This window comes from Bacillus sp. AFS012607, from assembly GCF_002558005.1.
GTDB classification, from domain to species: domain Bacteria; phylum Bacillota; class Bacilli; order Bacillales; family Bacillaceae_G; genus Bacillus_A; species Bacillus_A thuringiensis_S.
Genome location: NZ_NTVM01000051.1, coordinates 1 through 9,946, shown reverse-complemented (window position 1 = coordinate 9,946; position 9,946 = coordinate 1). Strand labels below are relative to the sequence as shown.

Sequence of the window (9,946 nt, the reverse complement as noted above, 5' to 3'; positions counted from 1 at the left end):
TATCGGATTTTCCGATAGGGGCTTTTTCTATTTCTCATAGAAACAGATGTTAAATAATTCCGAATCTTATGATAAAATTTTATAAGCGCTTACAAATAATGAAGGGAGGTGATACAAGCTATACGAAATCGATATTCAATTTTATAGAAAAAAAGGAGGATGTCTAAATGACAAAGAAAACAGAAATTCCATCGCATTTAAAACCATTCGTATCCACACAACATTATGATCAATACACACCGGTGAATCACGCTGTGTGGCGTTACATTATGAGACAAAATCATAGCTTCTTAAAAGACGTTGCTCATCCAGCCTATGTGAACGGACTACAATCATCTGGTATTAATATAGATGCAATTCCAAAAGTAGAAGAAATGAATGAGTGTTTGGCACCAAGTGGCTGGGGCGCTGTAACGATTGACGGACTTATTCCCGGCGTAGCATTCTTCGATTTTCAAGGACACGGATTACTACCGATCGCAACAGATATTCGGAAAGTAGAAAATATCGAGTACACACCAGCTCCAGATATCGTACACGAAGCCGCAGGACACGCACCGATTTTACTTGATCCTACATATGCAAAATATGTGAAACGTTTTGGGCAAATTGGTGCAAAAGCTTTCTCTACAAAAGAAGAACATGATGCATTTGAAGCTGTTCGTACATTAACGATAGTAAAAGAAAGCCCTACTTCTACTCCTGATGAAGTTAAGGCTGCTGAAAATGCTGTAATTGAAAAACAAAACTTAGTTTCTGGTTTATCAGAAGCTGAACAAATTTCACGTCTTTTCTGGTGGACAGTAGAATATGGATTAATCGGAAATATAGATGATCCAAAAATATATGGTGCTGGTCTCCTTTCTTCTGTTGGCGAAAGCAAACATTGCTTAACAGACGCTGTAGAAAAGGTTCCATTTTCTATCGAAGCATGTACAGGGACAACTTATGACGTAACAAAAATGCAACCACAACTATTTGTTTGTGAATCCTTTGAAGAATTAACAGATGCGCTTGAAACATTTTCTAAAACAATGGCCTTTAAAACAGGTGGAAAAGAAGGTTTAGAAAAAGCAATTCGCTCTGAGAACTATGCAACAGCTGAGCTAAATAGTGGATTACAAATTACAGGTACATTTAGCGAGACAATTGAAAACGATGCAGGTGAATTAATTTACATGCGAACAAATTCGCCAACGGCATTAGCGCTTCATAATAAACAGTTAGCAAATCATTCTACTTCTGTACACAGTGACGGATTTGGAACACCGATTGGATTACTCACTGAAAATATTGCATTAGAAAATTGTACAGACGAACAACTACAATCATTAGGAATTACAATTGGAACTATCGCTGAGTTTACTTTTGCAAGTGGTATTCATGTAAAAGGAACAGTAACAGATATTGTAAAAAACGATAAGAAAATTGCTCTTATTTCCTTTATCGATTGCACAGTTACTTATAACGCCCGCGTTTTATTTGATGCTTCATGGGGCGCATTTGATATGGCTGTTGGCTCACAAATCACTTCAGTATTCCCAGGTGCCGCAGATGCCGCAGCATTTTTCCCAATGGATGAAGAAGTTCACGAAATTCCTGCTCCACTTGTACTGAATGAACTTGAACGTATGTATCAAACAGTGCGAGATATTCGAAGTGAGGGGATTTTACACAACGCGCATATCGATCAATTAGTAGCAATTCAAGAAGTATTAAATAAATTTTATGCGAAAGAATGGTTGCTGCGCCTTGAAATATTAGAGTTACTTTTAGAGCATAACAAAGGGCATGAAACATCGGCAGCATTACTACATCAACTTTCTGCCTTCACAACTGACGAAGCTGTAACACGCCTTATTAACAATGGTCTTGCGTTACTTCCAGTAAAGGATGTGAAAAATGATGCTAAGATTAACTGAAGAAGAAGTTCACGAAGAATTATTGAAGGTAGATAAATGGATGGTAAAAGATGAGAAATGGATTGAACGAAAATATATGTTTTCCGACTACTTAAAAGGAGTCGAATTTGTCTCTGAAGCCGCCAAACTATCAGAAGAACATAATCACCATCCATTTATCCTTATCCAGTATAAAGCAGTTATTATTACTTTGTCATCTTGGAATGCAAAAGGTTTAACGAAACTAGATTTTGAGCTTGCAAAACAATTTGATGAACTATTTTTACAAAACGAAAAAGCAATTATAAGAAAATAAAAGGAGAAGCCTTTTTAGGCTTCTCCTTTTATTTTGAAATGGATACAATGTCCAAATGGATCCTCGACTTGTAATATTCCATCTTTGTACGTAGCAATCTTGCCAATATTTTTTAAGCTTTCACATACTTGCTCTTTTTGTTTTTCATTCGCTAGTACAACTGTGAAATATTTCAAACCAACAGAACCTGGCATTTGCGGTGGTACCCCTTCACCTTGCCATGTATTTAAACCGATATGATGATGATAACCACCTGCAGATACGAACAATGCTCCATTACGAGCTGGAATCGTTACTTCAAAACCAAGACCATCAACATAGAAACGTTTCGCTTCCTCTAAATCAGCTACATGAAAATGAATATGCCCCATCACAGTACCAGCTGGAAAGCCATTCCATGTACTTCCTTGCTGTAATAATTCTTCACCAGCTAACGGGTTACTAACAAATGGGAGTTCTCCATTCTCATCACGCCAAACTTCTTTTTGTCGATCATGATAAATTTCAATCCCGTTTCCATCTGGATCAGCTAAATAAAGAGCTTCACTAAAGTAATGATCGGCTCCGCCATGTAGTGGATATACCATCTCTACAAGATGACGAAGAACATTCGCTAAATCCTGCCTACTTGGTAATAAAATTGCGTAATGATATAACCCTGTTCTTGCTCTTTGCTTCGGAAAAGCTTCTTTCTTTTCTTCAATGATAAGAAGTGGTTNNATCATTTTCATTCCCAAATGTAACGACTGCTTCTTCTTCTTTTAGCACCTTCATACTTAGTACTTCCGTATAAAACTCTAGTGATTTCTTTACATTAGATACGTATAAATGAACAACATCAAGTGTTGTATCGGGATGAAGTTGAAAACTCATCTTGTTAGCCCCCCATTTAAATTAATTCTTCTTTGACATTTTTTCTTTTAAGAAATTATCTACAAAACCATCAGCTTTTGCAACAAATAAGTATGCACCCATTGCTAATAATGCAAGTTCTAATTCGAAACCAGGATTTTTTCCATCTCCCAATAAACCAGCTGACCATTTCACTTTTACGATTGCTCCAACCATAACAAGTGCAAATAATAATCCAATATATCTTACACCTAAACCTAGAATTAATAATAGACCTCCAACTAATTCAAATGTTGCTACACCGTATGCAAGTCCTCCTGGTAAACCAATGCTTGTAAACCACCCTGCAATATTGTCAATTCCTGATTGGAATTTTGTTAAACCGTGCATGAAGAATGTTACCCCTAACACGATACGAATAATTAAGTTACCAATATGTTGATTCATTTCATTCTCTCCTTTATAGTTTTCTTATACAAAACTTTTATTTACATTACAAAACATACACTAATTTTTTTTATTCGTCAATTCATTTTCACTGGGAAAAAATATATTTTTTTTGCTATGATACAAATAGTTGTTTACAAAAAGGAGCTTGATTTTATGAATATTGGTTCTGCAATACGTGAAATTCGTCAACGTAGAGGCATAACAATTGCACAAATTTGTGAGGGAACAGGTCTTTCTAAAGGCTTTATGAGTCAGGTTGAAAATAATAAGACATCACCATCTATCTCAACTTTAGAAACGATCTCCAATTTTTTAAATGTTCCCCTTCCCTATTTATTATTAGAACAAAAAGATCGATTAAAAATTGTCAAAAAAGAAGAACGGAAATACAGTGTATACGGCAAAGATGAGCAAAGAATTGAACATGTTGCGGAGCAAGGGGGGCTTCGCCTATCTTTAGTAGAAATCCCTACTGGGTTCCCGAAAGAAAACTCACCAAATGCCCATGAAGGGGAAGAATGTCACCTTGTATTACGTGGGAAATTAGAAGTTCAGCACGGTGAAGATATTGCAATTGTAGAAGAAGGTGATTCTTTCTCATGGAATGCATGCGTTCCTCATATTGTTCGTAATATAGGAGAAGAAACTGCATTATTACTTATCTCTAGTTATGCGGAAAATCGAAAACGTGTTTACTAAATAATAAAAAAGAAGCCTGATTAACAGGCTTCTTTTTTATCCCCTTATAATTCCATAACTTGTCCCAACTAGTACCGTCTTTTCATGCTGATTGCGATAAACTGACTCGATTGAAACTTTTTTATAACCTTCCATTTGCTCAATATTTGTTAAAGTTAATTCACAAGTGATCGTATCTCCTGTAAAAACTGGTCTAATAAACTCACTTACTAATTCTCTTGCTATGTAATGTAACTCTTCGCCCACCTTTGTTCCGATACTAGCAGTCAATAAACCATGAACCATTAGTCTTCCGTTTTCATCGTATTCCATATGGTGTCTACCTTTATCACCTGTAATATTTGCAAATTCAAAAACTTCCTCCTCAGTAAATCTTCTTTCATATTTAAATACATCCCCAACTTTTATACTCATTTTTATCCCCCTAATAATAAACGGAATTTTCTTTTATTTTATCATAAAAAGAGCCTCAATCCATTCTCTATTATCAAAAGTCTCAAAATTACCTCGCTATACTTTTTTACTTTCCGTTCATTTATCGGTGACCATCTCTTTTCGCGACTTGATATCCATAGTACGCACATGTTCCATTTCTCGATAGCTCTCTAACTTCAAATCCACAACTTCTATAAAAATCAAAATTGTTCGCAGATGTATGCGCAAACCAATCACCGTGGGGAAGTTTTTGCAAACAAAGAGCTACAAGCTTCTTACCTAATCCCTTCCCTCTATATTCACACTTCACAACTAAATTTACTATATTCGCGATCATAATTCCATCCGAAATGACCCTAACCATCGCAATCATCTCTTCTTCATCCCAAATTGTGAAAGCCCATGTTGAATTTTCAAATGCTATCGTAAATTTTTCAATTTGCCAAGAAGGGATATTATCATTACTCCAACCGGCATCTTCAAACAATGCTTTAATTGCATATGCTGGTACGCTACTCGTTCCCTCACGAATAATAAGTCCATTATGATAAATGTACATGTAATCCCCCCTTTATTTTCATATACCATTCTTCAAAAAACGCAATTTACCTTTAAAAAAGTAATTTTTCATCCAACACGTTTAATGGAATAAACAAGAACATCCATCCCATGAAATAAAGTTGTTTTCTCATAGCTGAGCCCTGTCTTTCTAGCAACAAATATTGAGGCGGGATGATTCGGGTTAATGAGAGAAATTAATTTATTCATTCGTAATGCTTGGAAACCGTAGTCTCGAAATGCTGCCGCCGCTTCTTTTGCATACCCTTTTCCCCAATACTGAGGAAGTAACCAATAACCAATTTCAATTTCCTCTTTTCCATCAATCTGCTGCTTTACCAGCCCTGCATGACCAATTCTTGTTCCCGTTTCCTTTTCAATCAATACAAATAAACCGAGACCGTTTTTATAGCTAGGAATGACCCACTCCTCCAAACTTTTTTTACACTGTATATATGTTTTTAACGTCCCATTTCCAATATAGCGCATTACCTTCTCGTTCCCCCATAGTGAAGCATAGAACTGTAAATCATCCATTGTATATTTGCGAATTTGTAAACGATCTGTATGAAACATGCCTGCACTCCTTTCCACTAATTTATTCTTAATTTCACGATCATGTTTTGTATGCATACGAAATGTTACTATTAATTATAAAGTGAAACTTTANNCCGCAAATAGCGGGATAAATGAACCCACAATAAAATACAGAATATTCATTCTTAACGACTAAAAAAAGCAGTAGACAAATTTCGTCTACTGCATCCATATCATAACTAGTATTAAGAAAACTACAGTTGAGGGGGTGTAGGATTTTCAAATATACTAGATACTTATCCCGTTCTAACGGGCGGTAAACTTTCCAATTGTTTCAAGTGAAAAGTTTACCGCACATAAGAACTTCCTTCGTTCATTAAGATAGTATTGCTAAATAATCATATACACGCTTAGATTTCTCTCCACCCATTCGTGCATGCTGAAGAAGAGAAATGCCATGAGGACCAGATGCACGCAATGCTTCTGGTTGAGCTACTAAAATAGCTTGTACAACTTCTAATTCACCAAGCATAGCTGCTGCAAAAATATCCATCCGAGCACCCTTTTCTAGTAAATAAAGAGCAATATCTTTACGACCTACATGTGCCGATGCCCCTAACGCACTTTCCCAATCTGATCCACCCCAATTATAAGAGGCGTGAAGTAAGCTTGGCGATTCAACCAATAGCTCTTGTACTTTCTCTAAATCCCCGTGAGCTGCCATAACAAATTCTCTTACTAATTCAGTGGTAATACGCTCTTCTGTTTGCATCGCTCTTCTCCCCTTTTAGAAATTCGTTTCGGTGTAAAAAACGGCTTGTCACTTCCTTGAAAGATATCTACATCTATGCCAAATACATGTTGAAACATTTCATGGCATAGCACTTCTTCTGGTATACCATCATACTGAATCTTTCCTCGCTTTAATACGAGTAAACGATCGCTATATTGAGCAGCTTGGTTAATGTCATGTAAAACCATTATAATTGTCATTCCATACTCCTCATTTAATCGTTTCACAAGTTCCATTACTTCCAACTGGTGAACGATATCTAAAAAGGTTGTTGGTTCATCCAATAGTAAGACATTTGTACGTTGCGCTAGCGTCATGGCAATCCAAGCACGTTGCCGTTCCCCTCCTGATAAAGAATGTAAAAGACGATATTCATACCCTTCAAGATTTGTAACAGACAATGCCCAATCAACAATTTCTTCATCTTCTTTATTTAAGCGGCTACTCCATGATTTATGTGGACCTCTTCCGAACTCAATTAGTTCTTTCACTGTTAAATCTAATTGATGATCATGCATTTGTGGTAACATTGCTAATTGCTTCGCTACATCAGCACTCTTCATCATATGAATGTTTTTCCCATCTAAAATGATGTCCCCTTCGCTTTGTTTCAGTAGCCTTGCTATTAAACGAAGCAAAGTAGATTTTCCCGATCCATTCGGACCAATTAAACTAACGATTTCTCCAGCCTTAATATGTACATTCATATTTTGCATTTGAAATCTTTCAGAGTGTGCATAAAACACTTTGTTAACGGAAATCACGTTGTTTTCCTCCTCTATGAATTAAATATAAGAAGAACGGACCACCTAAGAAGGACAGTAAAATACCAACAGGCAATTCGATTGGATCGAACCAACTTCGAGCTATTGCATCCGCAAAAACAAGTAATACACCGCCGCCAAGGCATGATAAAGGTAGCAAATATCTATAATCATTTCCAACTAATAAACGTAGCATATGTGGTACGACAAGACCGACAAATCCAATAAGACCAGATACACTTACTGCAATTCCAGCTAATAATGTACTTACTACGATTAAATAAAACCGACTTTTTTCCACGTTATGTCCTAATAACTTTGCCATTTCATCTCCAAGCATTAACACTCGAATATGCTTAATGCCAAAGAAAGCTAATATAATGGCGAATATTGCATAATAAATAATCATGTTTAAATGTGCCCAACTTACACCACCAATACCACCCGCTAGCCACGGTAACACGGATTGTACTTTGTCACTATGTAATAACATTAATGCTGACGTTGCTGCACCAATTAATGCATTGATCGACACCCCTACTAAGACGATTCTTGAAGGTGGTGCCCCTTTTTGCCATGATAAAGCATAAATAACCATCGCTGTTATGAAAGCTCCTAAAAACGCCCCTAGTGGTAAAAAAGCTAGATGCTGTGGGAATAAAATCATGATGACAATTGCTACAAGGCCTGCCCCAGATGAAACTCCGATAATACCAGGATCTGCAAGAGGGTTTCTCATAACCCCTTGCAGCAGTGTACCAGATGCAGCTAAACATGTTCCTACTATAAACCCAACGAGCACTCTCGGTATGCGAAGATCCCATACAATTCGATGTACTGTCGAACCCTCATCTTGTATACCTGTTAGAATGTCTCGTACAGAAAAGGATAAACTTCCTGCGAAAAGACCGTAAAAGAGGCCTAGAATTGTTAATACAACTAAAGTAACTGCTATTATCCATCTTTTTTTCGCAAAAGGATGTTCCTTTTCTCTTACTACTTCACTACTTTCCATACGTATCATTTCCTTACATCTTGTATACTTTTATACATAAAGTCCATTGCTTCTGTAACTTTTGTCCCAGGATTAGATCCAAATAAATCAGGTGGCAAAATAACTACGCGGTTTTGTTTTACTGCATCTAAATTTTTCCACGCTTCATTTTTCATCATTTCGCCTTCGAATGCTTTTTTCACACTTGTTGGATCTCCGTGTGTAATTAAATAAATCACATCTGGATTCGCCTCAATAATACGTTCTACACTTAGCTGTGCATATTGCGGATATTCTTTCATTTCTGGAAAATCAGAAGCAATATTTTTTCCGCCTGTTTTTTCTAAAATATCACCTGATAAAGATGTTGGTAATGCCGCTAAATAAGTACCTGGTGCGCCATACACTAGCAATGCTTTCACATCGCTCTTTTTCTCATATTTCTTCATTTGATTATTGATTTTTTGATTAAGTTCTTTTGCTTTATCTTCTTTCTTCATTGCCGTTCCATATAATTCAATATTCTTTTGAATATCTTGTACAGAATTCGCAGAAGAAATGATTACTTTCGTTCCCTGTCCTTCAACCGTTGGCACATTCTTTTGGAATCCATTGTTAGCAACAAGTACATCGGGCTTTAAACTAGCAATTTGCTCAAAGTTCGGTTGATGTGCATTCCCGATTACTTTTGCTTTCTTTAACTCCTCTGGAAGAGTTAATTTCGTATCCGGACGACCTACTACTTTTCCACCTAAAGCATGAATAATATCCATGTCTCCCATACTTAATGTTGCAAAACTTTCTGGTACTTTATCGAATGTTACCTTTCTCCCTGACAGGTCGGTAATTTCGATTTTTTCTTTTCCTTTTTCTGTTTTGGTTGCAGACGCTTTTTCGTCCCCTTTGGCACTGCAACCTATTAACAAGAAAAAAATAGATAAAATCGCTGTAAATAGCGTAATAGATTTTTTCATTCCTTCACCTCTAATTGATAATGATAATCATTAACTACTATTCTACTTTAATTGATAAGGATTATCATTGTCAACATGAAACGCATACATTTTTCTACAAAAAACAAAAAGCGCGACAAAAAGATTCTTTCTTTTCGCCGCGCTCTAGTTAACAATATTATTCACATTCATTTTCCTCTAACTGGTCACGCATCACTTTCACACGCTGAAAGAAAAAGAACGATAAACTTAAAAATATAACGATACTCCCCATCATAACAAAAAATTGGATTGTCTCTTTTGCTCCATCCGGAATCAACAAGCCAACCATTAACAATGTACTTACAGCGAGAAGAATTTGTCCGAACCTAGTATAATCTTCTATTTTCCCTTGTAATTCTTTCATTATATTCTCACTCCTCCATTTCACTTTATCATATTCTATGAAACTGAAAGACCAGTAAATACAGCCATTCTGGGAGATGTTTTCCAACAAAAAAAGAGCCGCTTTACTGCGGCTCTTTTTTAATCATTATTCACCTTTATATGCTTCCATATAAATTTCTTTCAGCTCTGAAATAAGCGGTAACTTTGGATTAGCAGTTGTACATTGATCTTCAAAAGCTCTTTCTGCTAATACTCCAACAACCTCTTCAAATTGCTCTTTATCTACCCCTTGTCCTGCAATACTCAT

General features: G+C 36.3%; 12 protein-coding genes and 2 pseudogenes. 3 read left to right on the top strand and 11 right to left on the bottom strand.

Annotated elements, in window-relative coordinates; all coding sequences use genetic code 11:
- The first annotated feature begins 167 nt into the window (after positions 1-167).
- On the top strand, positions 168-1,922 hold the full coding sequence (locus tag CN409_RS30050) for an aromatic amino acid hydroxylase (RefSeq protein ID WP_097981574.1): 1,755 nt from the start codon (positions 168-170) through the stop codon (positions 1,920-1,922).
- Positions 1,903-2,217: a 4a-hydroxytetrahydrobiopterin dehydratase gene (locus tag CN409_RS30045; RefSeq protein WP_000979537.1), complete on the top strand. Its 315-nt coding sequence runs from the start codon at positions 1,903-1,905 to the stop codon at positions 2,215-2,217. Before CN409_RS30050 ends, CN409_RS30045 begins: the two co-directional genes overlap by 20 nt.
- Positions 2,218-2,231: 14 nt before the next feature.
- Here CN409_RS30045 and CN409_RS30040 read toward each other — a convergent pair.
- A pseudogene (locus CN409_RS30040) lies at positions 2,232-3,090 on the bottom strand (VOC family protein).
- Positions 3,091-3,111: 21 nt separating this feature from the next.
- Positions 3,112-3,516: a DoxX family protein gene (locus CN409_RS30035; RefSeq protein ID WP_001071553.1), complete on the bottom strand. Its 405-nt coding sequence runs from the start codon at positions 3,514-3,516 to the stop codon at positions 3,112-3,114.
- 156 nt (positions 3,517-3,672) lie between these two features.
- On the opposite strand from CN409_RS30035, the gene CN409_RS30030 reads away from it, so the two are divergent.
- The gene (locus tag CN409_RS30030; protein WP_001020693.1) at positions 3,673-4,218 is read left to right on the top strand and encodes a helix-turn-helix domain-containing protein; all 546 of its coding nucleotides are present in this window, start codon (positions 3,673-3,675) and stop codon (positions 4,216-4,218) included.
- Between the two features lie 36 nt (positions 4,219-4,254).
- Here CN409_RS30030 and CN409_RS30025 read toward each other — a convergent pair whose 3' ends face one another.
- The 9 genes and pseudogenes from CN409_RS30025 to CN409_RS29980 all read right to left on the bottom strand — a co-directional run.
- Positions 4,255-4,632: a hotdog family protein gene (locus CN409_RS30025; protein WP_000025008.1), complete on the bottom strand. Its 378-nt coding sequence runs from the start codon at positions 4,630-4,632 to the stop codon at positions 4,255-4,257.
- 121 nt (positions 4,633-4,753) lie between these two features.
- The gene (locus CN409_RS30020; protein ID WP_000276126.1) at positions 4,754-5,212 is read right to left on the bottom strand and encodes a GNAT family N-acetyltransferase; all 459 of its coding nucleotides are present in this window, start codon (positions 5,210-5,212) and stop codon (positions 4,754-4,756) included.
- A 68-nt stretch (positions 5,213-5,280) separates the two neighbouring features.
- Positions 5,281-5,844, bottom strand: coding sequence for a GNAT family N-acetyltransferase (locus CN409_RS30015; protein ID WP_003263049.1), 564 nt, complete (start codon positions 5,842-5,844; stop codon positions 5,281-5,283).
- Between the two features lie 280 nt (positions 5,845-6,124).
- Complete coding sequence (locus tag CN409_RS30010) at positions 6,125-6,520, bottom strand: ankyrin repeat domain-containing protein (protein ID WP_001192766.1); 396 nt, start codon at positions 6,518-6,520, stop codon at positions 6,125-6,127.
- On the bottom strand, positions 6,487-7,305 hold the full coding sequence (locus CN409_RS30005) for an ABC transporter ATP-binding protein (protein WP_000626531.1): 819 nt from the start codon (positions 7,303-7,305) through the stop codon (positions 6,487-6,489). The genes CN409_RS30010 and CN409_RS30005 overlap by 34 nt, the downstream gene beginning before the upstream one ends.
- Entirely contained in the window at positions 7,292-8,320 is a 1,029-nt protein-coding gene (locus CN409_RS30000) for a FecCD family ABC transporter permease (RefSeq protein WP_002082127.1), read from the bottom strand. Before CN409_RS30000 ends, CN409_RS30005 begins: the two co-directional genes overlap by 14 nt.
- Before the next feature lie 5 nt (positions 8,321-8,325).
- On the bottom strand, positions 8,326-9,273 hold the full coding sequence (locus tag CN409_RS29995; RefSeq protein WP_000748461.1) for an ABC transporter substrate-binding protein: 948 nt from the start codon (positions 9,271-9,273) through the stop codon (positions 8,326-8,328).
- Positions 9,274-9,430: 157 nt separating this feature from the next.
- Entirely contained in the window at positions 9,431-9,658 is a 228-nt protein-coding gene (locus tag CN409_RS29985) for a YrhC family protein (RefSeq protein ID WP_000661454.1), read from the bottom strand.
- 126 nt (positions 9,659-9,784) lie between these two features.
- Positions 9,785-9,946, bottom strand: a pseudogene (locus CN409_RS29980) (iron-containing alcohol dehydrogenase); the annotation flags it as partial.